The following is a 20,124-nucleotide window of genomic DNA, read 5'->3' as shown; positions in this document are numbered from 1 at the left end:
ACTAGGTTTTCTTTTTAATAAGAAAGTAAATGTGTAGTCCAAACGTCTTTTGCTTTCACCTTATTCATCATGAATCGCAACTGGTTCTTTTCTCTGTTTTGTACGTATTGATCGGACAATCCCTACTTGACTTATAGGAATTTGTGTATTAAACTTTTGAAAGATTAATAGGGGGGTATACAATGAATAACATATTAATTGCCGTAAATGTGGCCGTGCTTTTGTTGCTTATGTCTGGTTTGTTCATCATGCAAAAGAAGCATGTTTCTTTCTCCAAACGTGTTTTTACCGGATTGGGATTAGGAATTGTTTTTGGTTTTATGATTCATCTCATTTACGGAGCTCAGCATGAAGTAACAATTGGAACGATCGATTGGTTTAATATAGTCGGCACTGGTTATGTGAAATTGTTACAAATGGTGGTTATGCCGCTCGTATTCATATCCATTGTCGGTGCTTTTACAAGGCTTAAATTGACGAAAAATATTGGTAAAATCAGTATTTTAGTCATTGGGATTTTATTAGGAACCACAGCTATTTCTGCTGCCATTGGGATTGGTTCTGCTTTAGGATTTGGTCTTGATGGCATTCAATTAACAGAAGGGGAAGCGGAAAAGGCGAGAAACGAGGCTTTAGTGGAGCGTGTGACTACGGTTGAAAACATGACGCTGCCACAACAAATTATTGAATTTATTCCAGGAAATCCATTCCTTGATTTAACAGGGGCACGTTCGACTTCCACGATTGCGGTGGTTATTTTTGCAGCATTTATCGGGGTTGCTTACCTTGGCATCAAACGTAAGGATCCTGAAAATGCTGAGTTATTTGCAAAAATCATTGATTCTTTATACGCGATTATCATGCGTGTGGTTACGCTTATTTTAAGATTAACCCCATATGGAATTTTGGCAATTATTACGAAAGTGGCAGCAACAAGTGATTATGATGCCATTGTCAAATTAGGTACATTTGTTGTCGCTTCCTATGTGGCGTTAATTCTCGTGTTTATTGTTCATTTATTGCTATTATCATTTGCTAAGTTAAGTCCTGTTAAATATGTGAAAAAAGGATTGCCAACGTTAACGTTTGCTTTTAGTTCACGTTCTAGTGCGGGAACATTACCGATGACTATTAAGACACAGACAAAGGACTTCGGTGTTTCAGAAGGAATTGCCAACTTTGCAGGGTCTTTTGGACTTACCATCGGACAAAATGGATGTGCAGGTGTTTATCCTGCCATGCTTGCGGTCATGGTTGCGCCAGCAGCAGGAATTGATCCGTTTAGCCCAACGTTTATTTTAACGTTAATTCTGGTGGTTACCATTAGTTCATTTGGTGTTGCTGGTGTCGGCGGTGGGGCAACATTTGCAGCGTTAATCGTTCTATCGGTGATGAATTTACCGGTGGCGATTGTTGGTTTGTTGATTTCCGTTGAACCTTTAATTGACATGGGCCGTACAGCTCTAAACGTCAGCGGTGCGATGACGGCCGGTGTGTTAACAAGTAAGGCAACGGGTGAATTTGAAAAAGAAGTTTACCAGCGACCAAATGTGGTTGAAGCATAAATAGAGTCGTGAGAAGGAGGCTGTCGATTTCGTTCGGCAGCCTTTTTTTCATCACTCCACATGGGAGTAAAGTTCTCTCCTATTTTTCTTAAAAATTATAACTAAAGCCATCATAAATACAATACATGGTAAAATAAACGAGTGAGGTGAAGTGTGATGGAGTGGAAAATAAATCATTCAACAAAAAAGCAGGTAGATCGTTTTGAGATCGCAACGGATGAAGTAACATTGCCTAACGGAGAAATCACGACGTTTTCTTATATTGATTTTGCTAAAGGAGTTTGCATTCTTCCCATTACGAATGACCATAAAATCTTATGTTTAAAGCAATACCGCCATTCATTAAAAAGCTGGGAATGGGAGCTTCCTGCTGGTATGATTGACAGTGGATCAGATTTGTCACCGTTGACAGCGGCCAAACGTGAATTAGAAGAAGAAACCGGTTATCAAGCAGAACACTGGATGGAACTTGGCAGCTTTTATCCGTCCCCTGGTTCGACTAGTGAGGAAATTTTCTTGTTTGCAGCCGCAGGATTAACAAAAACAAAACAACAATTGGAAAATAGTGAGCAAATTGAAGTACATAAAATCAGTATGAAAACACTTAAAGAAATGGTCTTGACTGGAGATTTTCGTCATGGGGCAGGACTGGCAGCGATACTAAGATATAAGTTTGCCACAGATTAATGATGGAATACGATAGCCTTAAAATAGATAAAGGAAACGAGCGCCATTAAAATAAGCGTAAAAAAAAGTCCATGAATTTATTAGATATATTAATAATGGAGTAAGGATGGTTATGAAAGATAATCCTTACTCCCTTTTTATATTAAAATATTTAGTAAATAGGAAATGATGAGGGAGTAGTGAATAATATGGAAAGCAATTCTTCCAAAGATGTACAAGCAGTCTATGAACAATTATTAGAGGCTTGGAATAACCAAGATGCTCGAGGAATGTCAGACCTATTTACTGAAGATGGTGAAAGCATTGGTTTTGATGGTAGCCAATCAATCGGCAGGGAGGAAATATTTTCGCATCTTAACCCTATCTTTGAGCACCATCAAACTGCTCAATTTGTTAGTAAAGTAAAAAGTGTAAAGTTTTTAAATTCGGACATAGCGATATTACGAGCCATTGCTGGCATGGTACCGCCTCAATCAAACGACATTAACCCGAAGGTAAATACGCATCATACTCTTATCTTGGTAAAAAAAGAAGGAACTTGGCGTATTCATTTATTTCAAAATACTCCTGCCCAGTTTCACGGTAGACCTGAATTAGTGGAACAAATGACAGAAGAGCTTAGAGCCGTATTAAGGAGTAGTAAATAACTGTGAAAATATGTATGAATGATAAAAATAAAATACAAGAAAATTCATCCGAAAAAAGTAAAAATACTACTTACTGATTTCCTGGGCGTTGGATTGGAGGATTCTCCTTAATCATTGGACCGCTTTTATTATTGGCAGCAGCCCTCCTTAGGATACAATTTCATTATTTTTTTGATGCGCAGCTAGAAGCCTATGCTGAGCATCCCGTGCTGATCACTTCGGCCTATAGTTGTTTTGTGCTGGGGTGCCTTTTCCTTTGGCCGGGGATTATTACGTTAGTGAGATTCATTGGTGTGAAACATCCCAATTTGGCAGCATGGGGTGGAATGTTTACAATCCTATGTCTTATTGGCCGTGTTTTTCATGGTGGAATCGATCATATGGCTTTCCAACTTGTAAATATACAAAGCCTGGAACTCGCAACAAAGGCTGTAAGCGACTCATACCAAGCTTTCCATATCGTTCGTTATTTTAATGGTTGGATGATGGGTGGCTGGATTCTATTGGCAATTGGTGCCTATCGTTCAGGTACATTGGGAATCATTCGCTCAATTGCCTTAAGTTCCATGTTTTTCCTTCCATTAGGCACCCTTAAAGGAACAAGATTCGAGTCCACATTCATATTACTTGGCCTTTGCATAGCGTTAGTCCCGTTGGGTGTCAAAGTATTGCTTGATGGCCCGCCCCCTTCACGAAAGGCAATCATCTGGACTATTGCATTTATAGTGGGAGAGATTGCATTTATTGTACTTTCCATTTTCTTCCCTGAAATGATGCAGCACTAGTTTTTGTAGATATAATCCAGGACATCGATCCAACAATCGGAAGCGTTAGTTGAAGAAGGAATATGTTTATAAAAAAGCCTGTATTAATGATTACTTTGTCATCAACAATACAGGCTTTTCATCATTGTGGCTCATTTTTTATAGGTCGGCTTCGAAGACGATTCCGGCATCTTTTCTCGCCTCGACCAGCATGCGGATCACTGAATGGCTGTAGTCGAGCAGCTCATAGCAGCGGTTGAAGTCCCTATTTTTGAACATCTCATTAAATGCTAGTAGTTCATAATAAAGTCTATTGGTCGTTGTCTGGTTATTAAGGGTAACTTCTGTATCTTCCGTATGTAAAATGATGGATTCGCACGGGTTTGCACCATTTTTTACATGAATATAGCCTTTTTCTCCTTGAATGATCGCAAAATTGAAGCTTTGTGTATCTTTCGCTCCTACACATTCGGCAATAAAGTCCGGATATTTTAGAACTAAAACCCCGGAGGTATCAATTCCATTTGGATGTTTATTAGCGGTGTAACGAATGGAATCCGGAGTTCCAAACAAATTCATCACAAAATGTAGATTGTAGATGTTGATATCCACAAGGGCACCGCCGGAAAATTTAGGATTGAATACATTTGGCGTTTCACCGGCAAGAAGCGCATTGTATCTGCTCGAATATTGGCTATAGTTGCACTGGATCAATTTTATTGGTCCAAGCTTGTGTATATTCTCTCGAATTAATTGATAGTTTGGCATGTGAATCGTTGTAATGGCTTCAAACAGCATTAATTGTTTTTCCTTTGCCAGCGCCATCAACTTCTCCATTTCCTCGACAGTAGAAGTGAATGGCTTTTCGCAAATGACATGTTTGTCATGCTCTAAGGCAAGGCGAGTGTGTTCATAGTGTAGGCTGTTGGGAGATGCCACATAAATGAACTCGATCGCGGGATCTTTAAGCATCTCCTTTAAATCGGTATAAATGGTGTTGATGTGATATTTTTCCGCGAGTGGCTTGGCGGTTTCCCTTTTTCGAGAATACATCGCCACACACTGGACGTCGTCAATTTTTTCTACTGCAGAAAGAAAAGAGTCAACAATGAATCCTGTTCCGATGGTTGCAATTTTCATTTCAAAGCACTCCTATCATTAAACTCCTTTTATCATAATGGATTTTTCGGTGTATGCCAATAAAGACAAATAAAAAGCAGAATGTCAACACATTCTGCTTTTGTATAAAACATTCTGTTAACCAATGGCGTGAAGTAGAAAGTTGGTTAAGAACAGAATGGAAACGATATAGATGGATAAAGAAAGCTGTTTTTGCTTGTTAGTAAAAAGTTTTACCAGCGGGTAAGCAATGAATCCGAATGCGATTCCATCGACAATGCTGTAGGTTAACGGAATCATAATGATCACAAGAAAGGCCGGAAAGGCTTCCGTGAAATCGGTAAAATCAATATGGACGATATTCGTTAACATTAATCCCCCAATAATAATGAGGATGGGAGCGATGGCCGTATTCGGTACCATTTTAATAAATGGCATAAAGAATAGAGAGGATAAGATGAGAAACCCTGTTACACAAGAGGTTACTCCTGTTCTTCCGCCTGCTGTAATGCCTGCCGCTGTTTCAACCGTTGATACCGAAGGGCTTGTGCCTAGCAATCCACAAACGATCGTGGAAAGGGAAACGGCTTTAAGTGACTTGCCGTTCTTTTCAGGTGCTTGAAGCATACCATTCACTTGGGAATGCAGCAGCCCAATATTTTCAAACACAAGTACTAACACCAGTGAAAAAGTGGCACTCCAAAATGGAATGGTGGCCATTTTTCCAAAGTCGGCACTAAATAAGACATTCTTATAGTCCGAAAAGGAAAGAAATGCTGTACCTTCTTTTGGGAAATGAACCAGCCCGAAAAAGTAAGAGATAATGGTACCTACAATAATGCTGATTAAGAAATTCCCTGGTACTTTCTTTAAAAATAAAAATAACGTCAAAATCAGGTTAATGATCGAAGCCAGTACCACTGGGGACGACAGATTGCCCAGAGCTACAAAGTTCGTTGGGTTTCCAACGATAATTCCGCTTTTTTGCAAGCCGATAAAGGCAATGAATAAGCCAATCCCGACAGTAATCGATTCCTTTAATGATGTGGGAATGGCCTTGAATAAAACGGTGGCCAATTTTGAAAAAGCCACGATCACAAAAAGGCTTCCTGATATGATAACTGCAGCTAATGCTTCCATGTAATTAAGTCCGAGCGATCCGACAATGGTATAGGTAAATAAGGCATTGATACCCATACCCGGAACGAGGATTAATGGAGCATTGGCTATAAAGGCGACTAGCAAGCAGCCTATGAGCGAAGAAAGAACGGTGGCAATGATTCCGGCTTCCAGCGGAATTCCCGCATCCTGAAGGATATTCCCATTGACCGCAATAATGTAGACAATGGAGAAAAATGCCGTAATCCCTGCGATAACCTCCCTCTTCAAATTGGTTTCATGTTGCTTAAGCTTGAAAACTCCCTTCATTTTTTTATCACACTTTCTCGTGTGTCCCTCTCCCACCCGCATCAAGTTTATCGTATTTCGATACAACTCATGCCGAGAATATTATAACATATCATCTAGACAAGACAGAAGACCTAGCACCTAGTGTATGAACGTATTCAGGATTGGTGGAATTTACTTTTTTGGTAAATGGTAGGTTATTGGGTTTAGATTTTCCTGTATGGGAAGGACGAGTTTGGATATGAAAAAAAGCATTCTTGTGAAAGAATGCTATGATGATAATATTTGTTTTTCTTTCTCAAGTTCCCAAGCTGAAACAATATAAGCAAAACCATTCATTAAAAAGTAAATGACGTTAGATTTGACCCGTTCGGTTTCTTCTAAATACGTGTTTATGATGATAAATACCGAGTATAACACAACAAAGAATAAAGCAATTTTATTAAAAATTGTCATGGACACTCCTCCTTTATTTCAATGAAATGACGTATCCGCATGTAGGGTTGAAAACAATGGGATTTATTTAATCTTATTTGCTTATGACAAGTCTTATGCAGAGAATCACTTAAGGCAAAAACCGTTTCGTGTCATCATCAAGGTAAGCTGTTAATACATTTTATTAAAGAGGAGAATGAGGAGGTCCTTATTCTTTGATTATTTTTTTGAAATTCCAAAAGGTAGCTTTTCTTGGAACGAATAGGAGTTGATGGATTTAATGGCGGGTTTTAGGAATGTTGAGTGATCTACCATTTGTGGTGTGATTTTTTTGTTTTTAGGATGGGGAGGAAGAGAATGAGGCTTGCTTCAACTCGTAGAGTAGGGAAAAAAGATAGAGGAGGTGGCTGACAAAATGTGAATCGCTTTTGATAGAATCGAGCATAGTCGTCCAATCAATATAGTAGATACATATGATCGGATGAAGCTCATTTGAAAATTCAAGAAAATTAGGACCTAAATCCCCGCAATGATAACAAATTAACTAAATAGGGGTTAGGCCCTTGGATCATGTTATTAATAATCTGTGACAATGAGATCTCGATCTAAATAGGATTCAATTAATTCGCTAATTTGGTAAGCTACCTGAGGGGCATCAAAATTTTCAAATACATGTTCACAGTTATTTTTATAGCTCATAATCTCATCATAATGGGACAAATGCCGTTGGATGTCTTCTTCGCTATCTTGACGCATCCTTTGTCTTTCGACGACTGTATCGCGGTCGGCATAAACGAAAATGCGGACAACGTGGTCACCGTACATGGCTTTTAATTTTTCTGCCCCTTCTGGGTTTAAAGTTAAATAAATAAGATCATGGTTTTTAAAGGATTCGACGACATCCTGTTCACGGATTCCATAATAAATTCCGTCTATTTCAACGCTTTCAAGAAATTCTTGTTGGGCTTCCATTTGTTTGAAGGTTTCTTCGCTTACAAAGTGGTAGTCTTCGCCATTTTTTTCATAGTGTCGGGGAGAGCGAGTGGTGTATGAGATGATGGTTTCCATGTCAAAAGCAGTAGCGACCATTTTGGCGATGGTTTTTCTTCCTGACCCATCCGGTCCGGTGTAAACAAATATTTTCTCTTTTCCTTTGATTTGGTACATTAAGTAACCTCCTTTTATTATGATGATGGAAAAAATAACCTCATTTTCAATAAATAGCTATTAAAAAATGAGTTTACTATTATTATACCAAAACTATTTGATTAATAGAAATATTTCAATTATTTTAGTAGATTTAGGGATTAATTATGGCTTTTCGGGTAATCATAGGAGAAAGTAAAAAGGTTGTTTAAATGAAATAATGAAAAAGCAGAGCGGAAATGGACAAATGATGAAACAGGGTGAATGGAAGGTGGACAGTCGTTGGAACAGAGCTTGTTAAAGATCCATCAATTATATTTGAGAGGTGCCAAGGAATGGCACGATACAAGCAGCCAAAAAAACAAGATGAAACGAACTGAAATGTTGTTCGTATAACATAGTACAAAGTATAAAGGAGTTAGGTGACATGTTCTTAGAAGAACTTCTACCGGAGGAGAGAGTGGCTTTTATTGAATTGGCTGCTTTGATTGCTGGCGTCGACGGAAATTTATCCGTATATGAACATTCCATTCTTGAAAAGTACAAAAAGGAAATGGATTTGAAGAATTATCAAATAAAAGGATGGGCAATGGAGGAAATACTAAATACGTTCAAAACAAAACGAGCCAAAACCATTGTTCTAACAGAACTCTTTCAACTTATTTTTTCAGATGGTATTTTACATGAGCAGGAAAATGTGTGTATCCGCCAGATTAAGAAGCACTTTGGTTTTGACGAAAAGGAATTTCAAAGCTTTAAGGATTGGGTTGATAAAATTAAAGAATTGTCAAATGAATTGGGAAAATAAACGTTGACCTGCCTTTTCTTGTTAAACAAGCTTTGACTCTCACCAAACATTACTACACAAATTCACCAATCGTACCTCGAATCAGCAGCCAAAGATTCCACCGATATGATAAAAATCCTATAATATGACATTGTTCATGACGAAGTTGGAAAAGGAACCTACATCAAACAAAAAATAAGAGACACCTGATCCATTTATCGGGTGTCTCTTTTTAGCATTTTTGTTTTAAAATCAATTTCACGACTAAACCCATTCCTTTACGTTAAAATGATTCCTTACTCATCCTCCGCATAGGCTTCTGTTGTTGAGTCACGGCAATCCCAGCATTCTGCACGATTTCTCTCCATGATAGATAGCTCCATTCCGCAAGAAATACAGATGTCTATAGCAATCGCCCCCTTTCTAACATTAAATATATTCATATATATGTTATAAATATGCGATTTTTGAATCTTTATTGCTTGACTACAAAAATTTATTCGAGCAAGGGGTATGAAAATTCATCAGAATGGCAGGTGGGAGTGGCGGGAGAAGACGGAGGATCGAAGCTGGAAGGGCTAAATAAGGTTTCACTTGAGTTCATAATGGGTGCTTTTTTCCCTCCAAGCAAAATACGATAGTAAGAGGAGGATGATGTGAGGAGTGGATGATCGTGCCAATCAAGTGGAATGAAAAGGACAAGGTTTTTCATTTATATAATCATCGAGTAAGTTATTTCATTCAATTAGTCCATGGGAAGTATCCAGCTCATTTATATTGGGGAAGGAGGGTATCTTCCTTGCAGCCTGCTTCCATCTTATCCTACAAAAAGAGGGCTTTCTCTCCAATGACAGAACCGTCCGATCCCTCCTTTTCTTTGGATACACTTCCCCAAGAATACCCTGCATTTGGAAATGGAGATTTCAGAACCCCGGCCTATCAACTTCGTACAAAGGATGGTTCAACGATTACCGAATTTATTTATGATTCACATAAGATTTTTCAAGGAAAACCACCTCTAAAAGGATTGCCGGCAGCTTATGTCGAAGATTCGACAGAGGCAGATACGCTTGTTCTTACCTTAGTAGATTCGAAGCTGGGGATCGGACTTCATCTTCAATACACGATTTACCGTGACATAGATGTGATCACAAGATCCGTTCTATTTGAGCATCTTGGAAGTGATGAAGTGGAAATTCATCATTGTATGAGCATGTCTGTTGATTTTCACCATGCGAATTGGGATTGGCTGCACTTACACGGTACATGGGCAAGGGAACGGCATATCGAACGACAACCCGTCCATCGAGGAATACAGTCAATTTCCTCATCAAGGGGGGCTAGTAGCCACCAACATAACCCGTTTCTTGCTTTACTTTCCAAACATGCGACTGAAGAGTATGGAGATGTGTATGGGGTAAGTCTCGTTTATAGTGGAAATTTCCAAGCCTCCATTGAATCCTCTCCTTTTGATACAACGAGGCTGTCCATCGGTATCAACCCATTTGATTTTATTTGGCTTTTAAAACCGGGAGAAACGTTTCAAACTCCGGAGGCATTAATGGTGTATTCATCAGAAGGGCTTGGCGGCATGTCGCGAACTTTTCATACCCTGCTACGGACTCGGGTATGTCGCGGCATTCACCGAGACAAACCCCGCCCTGTTTTACTCAATAATTGGGAAGCTACTCGTTTTCATTTTTCTGAGGAAAAATTAAAAGAGATGGCGGACGCAGCAAGTCAACTCGGAATTGAGCTGTTTGTCTTAGATGATGGATGGTTTGGGAAACGTGATAATGACAAAAGCTCACTAGGGGATTGGCAAGTAGATCAGAAAAAACTTCCCCATGGATTAAAAGGAATTGCTGAGTATATGCAAAAAAAGGGGATGCAATTTGGATTATGGGTTGAGCCGGAAATGATATCTCCTGACAGTCATTTGTACCGCAAGCATCCGGATTGGTGTTTGCATGTTCCAGGGAGAAAGAGGACATTGTCACGAAACCAACTCGTGTTGGACTTAACCCGCAAGGAGGTATGCGACTGGCTAGTCGAGACGCTTACCAGTCTCTTTGAAAGTGCACCGATCTCATATGTGAAATGGGATATGAACCGAAATATGACGGAAGTACGTTCTGCTGTACTGCCTCCTGAACGACAAAAGGAAACGGCCCATCGTTATATGTTGAACTTGTATCAGATTTTGGAAATATTAACAAATCGATTTCCACATATTTTGTTTGAAAGTTGCTCGGGTGGGGGAGGCCGGTTCGATCCGGGGATGCTATATTACATGCCCCAAACATGGACGAGTGATAATACAGATGCGGTAGAAAGGCTGAAAATTCAATATGGAACAAGCATGGTCTATCCCGCTGTGACGATGGGCGCTCATGTGTCGGATGTACCTAATCATCAGGTAGGCAGAATGACACCAATGAAAATGAGGTGTCATGTTGCTATGGCTGCCAATTTGGGGTTTGAATTGAATGTGGAAAAACTCACGAAAGAAGATAAGAGGACAGTGATGGAGGAGCTTCGGTTTTACCACCAAATTAAGGATCTTGTCTGGTATGGCGATATGTACAGACTCCTTAGTCCATTTGAAGGAACAGACACAGCCTGGATGTATGTAGCATCCAATCAGGAACGTGCAGTAGTTTTCTATTACAAAACTCTTGCCACCCCCAATCCACCGTTTTTTCGCCTACCATTGCGCGGGTTAAATCCAGCATGGTTATACAGTATTAATTATGGAGAGAAAAAGTTTTATGGTGATGAATTGATGAAAATGGGATTAACTATGCCGTTGATCAAATCCGATTTTTCCTCAGAGACGTTTTATTTACAAGCTGTTCATTAATATTTGAAAAGTTTGTAGATGAAAGAAAATCAGAAAAAGATTGGTTGAAGGAAAGAAAAGGTCCGTGAATAGACATTCACGGACCTTTTTAAGGAATGACACGGAATATTTATGTTTCACTATGAAGTAAAGGAAATTCAATGGTTACTTTCGTCCCTTGGCCAAGTTCACTTTCGTATTCAATCGAACCATTCATATCCCGAATGATTTTGTTAGTGACCATGCTGCCAAGTCCTGTCCCCTTTGATTTTGTCGTATAAAAAGGCAAACCGATTTGCTTTAACTGTTCCTGTGACATTCCTCTGCCATTGTCACTAATCCGCAATTGAACCTTATTTTTAAAGTAATCTGGCTTTACATTTATTTTTATGATTCCTTGTCCCTCAATGGCTTCAATGCCATTTTTGATAATATTCATAATCGCTTGTTTTAATGAATGTACATCCCCACGAATAAAAATAGGATCGTTTTTTTCCCATTCGATCGATACATTGGTATATGAGGCATATGGACGCATTAATTGGACACAGCCGTTAATCACTTCATGCAGCGGTATATCGGTTAAGTGAAATTGTTCAGGCTTAGTCATCTTTAAATAATTTGTAATGATGCTATTTGTCCGATCGAGTTCTTCTAAGATGATGGGAGAGAATTGTTTAAACTGTTCATCCTTGGTCTCTTTGCTTAGAAACTGAATAAATCCCCTTACCGTGGTAAGCGGGTTTCGTATTTCATGAGCAATAGAAGCAGTCAACTGACCGATCATCGTCAGCTTATCAAGATAGACCATTTCCTCAAATTGCTTATTGATTTTTATCAATTTTTCAATCACAAATATAAGAGCCATACAAATGAAATAAGAAATGGTAAAGTAAATGATATAAAAGCTAAAATGTAAAAAATGTATTGAAAATGAAAGGAGTGTGATGTAAATACTTATATAACAAAGGATGGCAATGGTTCCTAATAAATATTTATTAGATGAACGTAAGAATATTTTTCGAAATAAAAGGGCAATGAATAATGCAAATAAATTGATAGTAAGTCCAATTTCAACAAATGGACCACTGATCAAAAAACGAATAAAACAAGTACATATTAAAACGATCGTTCCAGGGAGCCAACCAGTATATAAAGTAATGATAAAAATAGCAATCATTCGTAAATCAAAACGAGTATCTCCCAATGTTTCTATCGGATAAAACATGCAAAGCAGGCCGCCAAAGGCACCAATCAGTCCGTAAATGATCCTTTGTTTAAGTGAAAGGTGCTGTTTCGTCTGAAATGGGAAAAATAAATTCGCGTTAAAGGTAAAGGAAAATAGAATCGTAATATTCACTAATAGTGGTTTAATCAGAGTTATCAAGAAAGGAATCCTCACTTTTAGCTAACAGGTTAATGAGAGTTAATAAAGACTCGTCCATTCTCCTGTAGATAATTTGAATACCATCTTATTATTTCATTCTCTATCATATCACTTTCTTATGCAGAGAGGAAAACTATATTTGTACGGTAATAAAAAAATGACCACGAGAGAGTGCTCGTGGTCCTCGTTTGTTTATCCACTTTTTCTTGTTGTTGTTGTTGTGTCCAGACTTTTTACAGGTGTTAGGACGGTTACTCCAACAATAACAAGAATCCCTGTAATTAATCCGTAAATGATTGGTAGTGTTGATGTTATTCCATAAATCATAAAGGTGGTAAAGATAACAAGTGAACTTGCAATAATAGAATAGAAAGCAGCTTGGCTTGTTACCCGCTTCCAATATAGACCGATAATGAGGGGGGCGAAAATGGCACCTGATAGAATAGCATAGGCCATATCTAAGGCTACAAGAATATTTTGAATCCAGATCGAGAATATGATAGACAACACACCTAAACCAAGTGTGACGATTCGGGATGTTTTAATGATCTCTTGATCGTTCCTAACTTTTTTTCCATATACTTTAATGATATCGTTAGTGATCAAGGTTGCGGAAGCAAAGATGGCACCTGATGCATTTGACATCAGTGCGGAACAAACACTAGCAAGAACGAGCCCTAACAAGCCTGGTGGGAGAATTTCTAATGCGAGACTTGTAAAGGCAGATTGAGAGTCACCTAAATTCGGAAGAAGGACGAGTGCACACATACCGACAATACTAAGTGCCAAACCATATAAAATACTATAAATACCAGCCGAAACGGCACTGCCTTTCATGACCTTTTGGCTTCTTGCTGTAAATACTCGCTGCCAAATGTCTTGAGAGACAATTAATCCGAAAAAGTATAATAAAAAGTATTGAAAAATGCGATCCCAGCCAATGTTTGTGATACTATGATGACTTACTGGCACACTTTGGAATAGGGCAGTTAGACCACCTACACTATCTATACTGTAAGGAAACATGATAAAGAAGATGCCAATGGTCATGACGGCAAATTGGATAATATCTGTTAACGTAATGCTCCACATTCCACCTAGAATGGTATAAAAGAGGACAATCCCGCCGCCAATAACCATTGAAGGAATGACAGGCCATCCTAACAAAACATGAATGACATTTCCCATTCCGATTACTTGGGTGACAACAATCATGAGGGTATAAATAGCTGTAACAACCGCACTAATAAGCTGTGTCCCTTCTCCAAATCGTTTACCTAGTAACTGGCTTATTGTAAAAACTTCATAACCGCCAATTTTATTGACAACGAAAATTCCTAAAGCCGCTATACCAAACCCCATCATTGAAACAAACCAAAAACCAGAAATACCGAATTCATAGCCTAATGTGGTGGACCCCATTGTAGCGGCCCCACCAATAATCACAGCAGCTAAACAGCCTACATGGCTAAAGTAACCTAAGCGGCTTCCTGCAAGTAGAAAATCTTTTTCTGATTTTGCTTTTTTAATTCCAATGATTCCAACAATCATTAGAACACCAAAATAGAGAAGTAGAACAATCGTATCAAGAAGATTCATTTACACACCCCCATAACATACTTCTAATTCATATTCGGTAACCGCTTCGTCCAGCAAAGAAATGCCTAAGTCTAAATGTTTTTTATCGATCGTTAACGGAGGGATCATCCGAATGACTTCTCCCTGATTCCCGCTTAAATAGAAAATAACCCCTTTTTGTAGACATTTGTTAAGAATGTTCATTAATCCTTTACCGTTCGGTTCTCCTGTTTCCGGATGGACAATTTTTATTCCTAACATCAAACCGATGCCTCGAACATCTCCGATGGCAGGGTGTTTTTCTTTTAAATCCATTAGTTTTTTTAATGCATAGTCCCCTAAAATTCTAGCATTTTCTACTAACCCTTCTTCTTTTAAAACATCAATGGTTGCACACCCAGCTGCACAGGCGACAGGATTTCCGCCAAAGGTCGTACTATGGCTACCAATATCCCATTGTTCCATTAATGTTCGTGAAGCAACTGTGGCGCTTAGTGGTAACCCACTAGCAATACCCTTTGCAATGGCCATAATATCGGGTGTCACTTGGAATCGGTTCGCTGCAAACCAATCTCCTGTACGGCCAAACCCTGTTTGAACTTCATCAAAGATTAGTAAAATTCCATGTTGGTCACAAATTTCCCGGATTTTTTGCAGCCATGCTTTTGGTGGGACGACATAGCCCCCTTCACCAAGCACGGGTTCTAATAGGACAGCTGCTACTTCATCTGGTGAAACGAGATGGTTAAATAACCTTCTAAAATCTTTCTCAACTTGTTGGGACCAATACTCGTCATGGTCAAACCCATCTGGCGTTTCCGAAATTTGCGCATAGGGAAGTTGGTAAGTCAAATTGGCTCCAACGGGTAAATTCCTTCGATACTTGCTTTTTGATGTCGTCAAACTGAGTGCTCCCATTGTTCTCCCATGGAAGCCACCAATGAAAGAGATGACATAAGGCCTTTTAGTAACATGCCTTGCTAATTTAACTGCTCCTTCAATTGCCTCAGCTCCACTATTCCCAAAGAAGAAACAATCTAGCGGCTCTGGTAAAATCGCTTTCAATTTTTTTGCTAACAAAAGGATCGACTCGTAATTAATGATCCCGATAGGGCCATGAACTAACCGATCTACTTGCTCCTTGATGGCTGCCATGATTTTTGGATGTCGGTGTCCCGTATTTTCTGTAGCGATCCCAGAAGTGAAATCTAAATATTTTTTTCCATCGGCACCAATGTAAAAATATCCTTCCGATTTGACGACTGGAAGGTTAGGGAAATCTTTCGCCATCGTAGGTGCCAATAACCCTTCCTCATTTACGGTTTTCCAATCAATCATCACCATTAACCCCATTTCAAAAGATAAATATTGAGTGAATTTTCCTATAATTTTTACGGTTGGTCAAATAATAACTATAAAAAAATTTAATAGTAAAAATAAGGAAATCTTGTATTCGGTATGAAAAACATTCTTCTATGTATGAGACATAAAGAATCTAAAGGGAAGTTTGATATAATAATAGTAAATGAGGATTGGAATCGGATTCATTTCATATAGAGTAGTAAAGCGGTGATAAAATGGAATTGCGGAATTTACGGACATTTCAAGTGGTGGCAGAAGAACTAAATATGACGAAGGCAGCTAAACGATTAAAATATACACAGCCGACTATTACATTACAAATACAGTCTTTAGAAAAAGAATTAAATCATACTCTCATAACTAGAGTTGGAAAAAAGACCATGTTGACGACGGCTGGAAAAAAGTTAAAAGAACATGTTGATCACTTATTTGTTCTGTTGGAAAAAATGGAAAGAGACATGGAGTCACTACGCGGACCATCGGGGATACTGACAATCGCCGCATCGGAATACTATTGTACTCATCATCTTTCCCCGTTAATTAAAACGTATATGGAAATGTATCCTGGAGTAAAAGTTAGTCTTCTTCCGTTAAATAGTGTCCATGCCATCCAAAGTGTGAAGGATCAAGTGGCAGACATGGCGATTATTGCAAGTGAATGCAATGAGAGTGAACTAAGAAAAACATTTTTAGAGGAAGAACAGACCTTATTAGTGGTTTCTGAAGAACTGGCAAGAGGGAGGACGTATCAGGAAATCGTAAGGGAATATTCCTTTATTTCCTACAATGAGGATTGCAGCTTCAGCCGTATTATTGATTATTATTTTAAAAATAGCCGATTTCAGCCCCGTTCCACGATTATGGTGGGTGGAAGTGATGAGATGATTAAGCGAGCGGTCTTAAATGGAACAGGGTATGCGATATTAGGTGAGAATATTATTAAAAAGGAAATAAAGGAAGGATTGATTACTGTCCTCGAAAAAATAGACAAACCGATTATCACCTCTGCCATCCATTTAAAAATTCGCTCGAATGAACCCAATATTGAAACGTTTCATGAGTTTTTACAAAATGCCTGGCCTGTTCATTGGGAATAGGTAATGATGGTTGGGGACGGAATCATGTGGTGATAAGGAATCCTAGGAAAGAAACGAGACTTCTAAACGACTGAGTTTGTCACAATTCAATCATTCATAAATGTCTTCCTTAAAATTAGAATGAAGGCGAACAAGTGACCATCTTTGTTCGCCTTTTATGAAAACTGAATCCAAATTCCTGTTTTGTCGTCTTGTGTTAGGTTATTGGCCTGTTCATACTCGATTAAATTTTTTGCATACTGATATAACCCGTTTTGGTTAATGTGACTTAACATCGTTCCCCAATTTCTGTCTTTTGGAAATAAACCATCCGTTATTAATAGAATTCCCCTATATTCATCCTTTGGAAGAACTCCTTCATTTAAAAACTGGATGGCTGCTGGATCCCCATTTAATACAGCATAACCGTTCTCTTTGTTAGCTAATGATTTGTTATAAATAAGGGAATGTTTTTTAATCTGATAATATTCTTCAGGAGGCAATTTTCGTCCTAGGCGCCTTTCGTTTTCCCGGTGTTGCCTAGCTCTTTCTGAAATCCCAAAAACCATATCTTTCGATAAAATTTTCCATTCTCCTGTTCTAGTGGTGGCAAAAATCATACAATCTCCAATTTGGGCAAAATGGATCTCATTATCATACACTTTCACCAAGGCTAAACAAGTGCTCCAAAGTTCTTCTTTTTTGGAGGTGTCAATTCGATGGGTTTTCATTTCATTGGCTAGCAGCAAATTAGCCTCAGAAATAGTCGTTTTGATGGAGGTGTTCTCCATCTTGTTTAAAGCGTTTCCAACAATTCTTGAGGCTAAAACCGCTCCATTATGTCCATCTTGATTAACGAAGTTTGAGATGGGGGTTGCACCGTCCAATACAGCAAATAGCCCCATTTCTTTATTTGAGATAAAATAATCTTCACAAATATGTTTATTCGCACTTTTCATTTGAATAATCTCAATTTCCAGTTATATCACCTCCATTTCTATTAATGTATGATGGATCCATTCGTTTGATTAGTGTGAAACATGCGGACGCCAAATGGCTTAAAAGAAGGAGTTAAAAATGACAACAACGAAAACATATATTAAAGAATGGCAGCAAGCTTTACAGCAAGAAATTCATTATTTAAAGAAGTTCGGTGGTAGCCGCTATATTGTGACTAATGGCAGACTGCTATCGAATGAAGGGGATTACAACTATTATTTTGATACTGCTGTTCCATTAAGAATACCAGTCGGCTCCTTGATTAAATTGGAATGGGGCACGATGAAAACGAGTGGAAAAGTGCTTTCCTCAGAAGGTAAGGGAGTGATCCTTTCATTAGAACAGAGCTTCGGTGATCTCATCCCTGATGCTTATTTACTTCATGATCCATGGGAACTGCTTGAACAATTAATTGAACGTTTGGATGAAATCAAAAAAAGTAAACAAAAGCGTCTCCGGATCAAGCGGTTGATGAATCCCCCAACCGAAGCGAGGCATCCGAAAGAGAAGATTAAAAGTAATGTTCATGAATTGGTATTGCGGTCTAAATACAATCCGGTCACGTTCGTCTGGGGGCCGCCGGGAACCGGAAAAACATACACTTTGGCAAGAACAGCAGCCAACAAATATTTTCAACAGAAAAAAGTGTTAATCCTTTCGCACAGCAATCAAGCGGTTGATGTATTAATGGAGGAACTGACCGCTTTTATTAAAAAGAAAAACCGATTCAAGGAAGGCGATGTCCTCCGTTATGGTGCCAACATGGGGCAGATGACAGTCCATCATGAAATTTCGACGGATCGGCTTATTGAAAAAAAGGACCCGAAACTGGCTCAAGACCGAAAGAGACTGCTAGAAGAAAGGCAGCACTTAAAGCAGGATTTAGCGCAATCTTTTAGCAAACGGGATTCAGATCATCTGTTGGAACTAGAAACACAAATTGCTAGGATGTTGGAGAAAGTTCGGAAAAGAGAAATCCAATTAATCAAAGAGGCGTTTATTGTTGGGACAACCCTGGCAAAGGCGGCAAGTGACAGTGCGGTTTATGAACGGGAATATGATGTCGTCATTGTCGATGAAGCAAGTATGGCCTATGTGCCACAAACCGCTTTTGCTGCTTCTTTAGGGAAGAGGGTCATTATTTGCGGGGATTTTAAACAACTGCCACCGATAGCGGCTAGTAGAGATCCACTTGTAACCAAATGGTTGAAAGAGGATGTCTTTCATCAGGCAGGGGTAGTAGAAGGGTTGAATGAAGGGATGCTTCACCCCCATCTTTTTTTATTAAAAGAACAGCGGAGAATGCATCCTGATATTTCCGCTTTCACGAATGAGTATGTCTATCACGCTTTGGTTGGAAATCATGAAAGTGTTTATCATAGCAGAAACCCAATTGTAAGCCGGGCCCCTTTCAAAGATCAGGCGTCCATGCTAGTAGATACGAGTTTCACAGGCAGGCATTGTATGAGTGATCGAGCAACGAATTCAAGGTTCAATCTATGGCAGTTGCTGTTGTCTTTTCAATTAATTCATGAAGCATATATCGGAGGCACGAAATCGATTGGATATGTCACCCCATACCGGGCTCAGGCCAATTTGATGGAGCAGCTTTTGGAGGAGATCTATCAAGAAGAATGCACCCAGGCGGATATCATTGCAGCCACTGTCCATCGTTTCCAAGGAAGTGAACGGGATATGATGATCTTTGATACGGTCGATAGTGCCCCGCAAGATCGGGCCAGCATGCTGTTAACCGGCAAGGACAGTGAACGCCTTATTAATGTTGCGATAACGAGAACAAAAGGAAAGTTTCTTCATGTTAGTAACAACCATTTTATAAAAACCCATGTTTTTCAAGGAAAGACATTGAGGCAACTTGTTGACTATCAAATCCAGCACCAACAAACAGTTACCACGAAAGAGATCGGCACTTGGATCCGTAACCAGCACCCGAAACTAAGATGGATGCACGCTTTGAAGTTAGAAGCTGTGTTTCGGGACATAAAAGCGGCTAAGTTTTCGGTGATCCTCTCCTTGCCGGAAGGAATGGAGTTATCTAAAGCATGGCAGGAGCAGCTACGAAATAGAGGAGACCGAGTGGAATTTAGGCTGATTTCCAATCGAGAACAAGATGAAGGCTATCCTTTTCCATTTGTCATGATTGACGAGAAGGTGTTATGGCTGGGACTTCCGTATGAAGGTGCCAAAGATATTCGCCCCCCTTTTGTAGCGGCAAGACTGTGTTCTGAAAAGATATGTGAGTATTTGTTGAAACAAATGTAAGCGTAGGGTGGATTTTTTTAAAAAAATAGGTGAGGGGATG

Annotated in this window: 16 protein-coding genes; 8 read left to right on the top strand and 8 right to left on the bottom strand. The window is 39.1% G+C overall.

Features of this window, described 5'->3' with window-relative positions; all coding sequences use genetic code 11:
* Positions 1 to 182 precede the first annotated feature (182 nt).
* The 4 genes from GZA11_RS08980 to GZA11_RS08965 all read left to right on the top strand — a co-directional run bounded on the left by GZA11_RS08980 (position 183) and on the right by GZA11_RS08965 (position 3,684).
* Positions 183 to 1,565 carry an L-cystine transporter gene (locus tag GZA11_RS08980; RefSeq protein ID WP_163183533.1) on the top strand — a complete coding sequence of 461 codons (1,383 nt, stop codon included), beginning with the start codon at positions 183 to 185 and terminating at the stop codon, positions 1,563 to 1,565.
* Positions 1,566 to 1,721: 156 nt separating this feature from the next.
* On the top strand, positions 1,722 to 2,252 hold the full coding sequence (locus GZA11_RS08975; RefSeq protein WP_163183532.1) for an NUDIX hydrolase: 531 nt from the start codon (positions 1,722 to 1,724) through the stop codon (positions 2,250 to 2,252).
* A gap of 188 nt (positions 2,253 to 2,440) precedes the next feature.
* Entirely contained in the window at positions 2,441 to 2,899 is a 459-nt protein-coding gene (locus GZA11_RS08970) for an SgcJ/EcaC family oxidoreductase (RefSeq protein ID WP_038539061.1), read from the top strand.
* Between the two features lie 278 nt (positions 2,900 to 3,177).
* Positions 3,178 to 3,684 (top strand): hypothetical protein, encoded by a 507-nt coding sequence (locus GZA11_RS08965; protein ID WP_235924942.1) that lies wholly within the window; start codon positions 3,178 to 3,180, stop codon positions 3,682 to 3,684.
* 138 nt (positions 3,685 to 3,822) lie between these two features.
* Here the strand turns inward: GZA11_RS08965 and GZA11_RS08960 are convergent, their stop codons facing one another.
* The 4 genes from GZA11_RS08960 to GZA11_RS08945 all read right to left on the bottom strand — a co-directional run bounded on the left by GZA11_RS08960 (position 3,823) and on the right by GZA11_RS08945 (position 7,791).
* Positions 3,823 to 4,803, bottom strand: coding sequence for a Gfo/Idh/MocA family protein (locus GZA11_RS08960; RefSeq protein ID WP_038539063.1), 981 nt, complete (start codon positions 4,801 to 4,803; stop codon positions 3,823 to 3,825).
* Positions 4,804 to 4,920: 117 nt separating this feature from the next.
* Positions 4,921 to 6,210 carry an NCS2 family permease gene (locus GZA11_RS08955; protein ID WP_163183531.1) on the bottom strand — a complete coding sequence of 430 codons (1,290 nt, stop codon included), beginning with the start codon at positions 6,208 to 6,210 and terminating at the stop codon, positions 4,921 to 4,923.
* Positions 6,211 to 6,459: 249 nt separating this feature from the next.
* Positions 6,460 to 6,645, bottom strand: a complete 186-nt coding sequence (locus GZA11_RS08950) for a hypothetical protein (RefSeq protein ID WP_038539067.1) — start codon at positions 6,643 to 6,645, stop codon at positions 6,460 to 6,462.
* Positions 6,646 to 7,200: 555 nt separating this feature from the next.
* Positions 7,201 to 7,791, bottom strand: coding sequence for a guanylate kinase (locus tag GZA11_RS08945; RefSeq protein WP_038539069.1), 591 nt, complete (start codon positions 7,789 to 7,791; stop codon positions 7,201 to 7,203).
* 406 nt (positions 7,792 to 8,197) lie between these two features.
* Here GZA11_RS08945 and GZA11_RS08940 point away from each other — a divergent pair, with 406 nt between their 5' ends.
* Positions 8,198 to 8,578, top strand: coding sequence for a TerB family tellurite resistance protein (locus tag GZA11_RS08940; protein ID WP_038539071.1), 381 nt, complete (start codon positions 8,198 to 8,200; stop codon positions 8,576 to 8,578).
* A 652-nt stretch (positions 8,579 to 9,230) separates the two neighbouring features.
* Entirely contained in the window at positions 9,231 to 11,420 is a 2,190-nt protein-coding gene (locus GZA11_RS08935) for an alpha-galactosidase (RefSeq protein ID WP_163183530.1), read from the top strand.
* Positions 11,421 to 11,529: 109 nt separating this feature from the next.
* On the opposite strand, the gene GZA11_RS08930 is transcribed toward GZA11_RS08935, so the two are convergent.
* From GZA11_RS08930 to GZA11_RS08920, 3 genes are all read right to left on the bottom strand, one after another.
* Complete coding sequence (locus GZA11_RS08930) at positions 11,530 to 12,786, bottom strand: ATP-binding protein (protein ID WP_163183529.1); 1,257 nt, start codon at positions 12,784 to 12,786, stop codon at positions 11,530 to 11,532.
* Between the two features lie 192 nt (positions 12,787 to 12,978).
* Positions 12,979 to 14,385, bottom strand: coding sequence for a sodium:solute symporter (locus tag GZA11_RS08925; protein WP_038539081.1), 1,407 nt, complete (start codon positions 14,383 to 14,385; stop codon positions 12,979 to 12,981).
* The gene (locus GZA11_RS08920; RefSeq protein ID WP_163183528.1) at positions 14,386 to 15,708 is read right to left on the bottom strand and encodes an aspartate aminotransferase family protein; all 1,323 of its coding nucleotides are present in this window, start codon (positions 15,706 to 15,708) and stop codon (positions 14,386 to 14,388) included. It abuts the gene before it with no gap.
* A 233-nt stretch (positions 15,709 to 15,941) separates the two neighbouring features.
* On the opposite strand from GZA11_RS08920, the gene GZA11_RS08915 reads away from it, so the two are divergent.
* A complete protein-coding gene (locus GZA11_RS08915) occupies positions 15,942 to 16,823 on the top strand; it encodes a LysR family transcriptional regulator (RefSeq protein WP_038539088.1) in 882 nt (293 codons plus the stop codon).
* Positions 16,824 to 16,978: 155 nt separating this feature from the next.
* Here GZA11_RS08915 and GZA11_RS08910 read toward each other — a convergent pair whose 3' ends face one another.
* The gene (locus tag GZA11_RS08910) at positions 16,979 to 17,761 is read right to left on the bottom strand and encodes a protein phosphatase 2C domain-containing protein (RefSeq protein ID WP_163183527.1); all 783 of its coding nucleotides are present in this window, start codon (positions 17,759 to 17,761) and stop codon (positions 16,979 to 16,981) included.
* Positions 17,762 to 17,879: 118 nt separating this feature from the next.
* On the opposite strand from GZA11_RS08910, the gene GZA11_RS08905 reads away from it, so the two are divergent.
* Entirely contained in the window at positions 17,880 to 20,084 is a 2,205-nt protein-coding gene (locus tag GZA11_RS08905) for a DEAD/DEAH box helicase (protein WP_163183526.1), read from the top strand.
* Positions 20,085 to 20,124 lie beyond the last annotated feature (40 nt).

The sequence above is a fragment of the Neobacillus sedimentimangrovi genome (assembly GCF_010614825.1).
In the GTDB taxonomy this organism is placed as follows: domain Bacteria; phylum Bacillota; class Bacilli; order Bacillales; family Cytobacillaceae; genus Neobacillus; species Neobacillus thermocopriae.
This window is presented reverse-complemented; position numbering and strand designations above follow the sequence as displayed.